This is a genomic window from Variovorax sp. LG9.2, assembly GCF_035018885.1.
Classification (GTDB): Bacteria; Pseudomonadota; Gammaproteobacteria; order Burkholderiales; family Burkholderiaceae_C; genus Variovorax.
In genome coordinates this window covers 1-1,119 of sequence record NZ_JASJXB010000090.1, presented here as the reverse complement: position 1 = coordinate 1,119, position 1,119 = coordinate 1, and the positions used below count along the sequence as shown (strand labels likewise).

1 protein-coding gene is annotated in these 1,119 nt (G+C 64.1%); it reads right to left on the bottom strand.

What is annotated here, in order from left to right; translation table 11 throughout:
- Positions 1-256 precede the first annotated feature (256 nt).
- Positions 257-1,119, bottom strand: an 863-nt coding sequence (locus QN413_RS27005) for an IS110 family transposase (RefSeq protein ID WP_323499635.1), incomplete at its 5' end; no start/stop codon positions are given.

The window sequence follows — 1,119 nt, the reverse complement described above, 5'->3', positions numbered from 1 at the left end:
CGCTTATATGGGCGCCTCCCGGATTGCAAGAACTCGTATGTGTGAAGATTCAGGATGCAGGGCTGCAGTCTTATATCCGGCCTGTTGTGCAAGCCGACATGCCTGCTGGCCCTGATGGTTTTCGCTGACGGGGTTCCCATCTGATCAACGAGCTTGGTGCTCTTGTTCCCTATCGGAGTGTCCCCGTCCCGGTCCGACCTGTCTGTCCCATCACACGCGTGGTCGCTTGCTCTCCTTCAAACTGGTTGGTTGGTTGTCAGTGCGCGCCTTGCCACGCCTCGGGGCGCCAGGCCTGGCCGCGTGCCAGCACCGCCCAGATCGTTCGCGCCAGCTTGTTCGCCACCGCGGCGACTGCCACGCTGTACGGCCGGCGCTGCAACAGCGCGGTCAGCCATGGCCATGTCGAGCCAACCTTGAATCGGATCACCACGGCTCGAGCACCGTGCATCAGCAACGTTCTGAGGTAAGCATCGCCGCGCTTGCTGATGCCCAGCTGCCGGACCCGTCCACCGGTGCCGGTCTGGCGAGGGACCAGTCCGATCCATGCAGCAAACTCCCGAGCGTCTTTGAACGATGTCGGCGTGCCCATGCTGGCGACGACCGCCGTCGCCGTAAGAAGGCCAACACCGGGGATTTCGGCGACAGCTTTGCAGGCCGGTATCTCCCGCATCGGCTGCGAGAGCCGGCGCTCGACGAGGCCGATGTCGGCCTGCAGTTGCTGGACTCGCCTGAGTTGCTCGTCCAGGCTGTCCATGAGCATCGCTGGCAGCCGGGCCTTCGCTTCGCGCATGGCGTCGGGCAACGCCCTGAGCAACGCAGCATGACCTTCCGGCAGCACGATGCCGAACTCGTAGAGCAATCCGCGGAGTTCATTGGTTTGCATGATGCGGCTCTTCATGAGCTGCGCGTGCAGCCGGTGCAGCGACAGCACGATCTGCTGGGCCTCGGTCTTGACGGGAACGAAGCGCATGCCGGGCTGCTGGCACGCCGTCCAGATCGCTTGCGCGTCGGCAGCATCGGTCTTGTTGCGCTGCACGAACGGCCGCACCTTCCTGGGTGAGATGAGTCGCACCTCGTGGCCCAATCCAATCAGAGCCCGGCCCCAGTCGTGAGCACCGC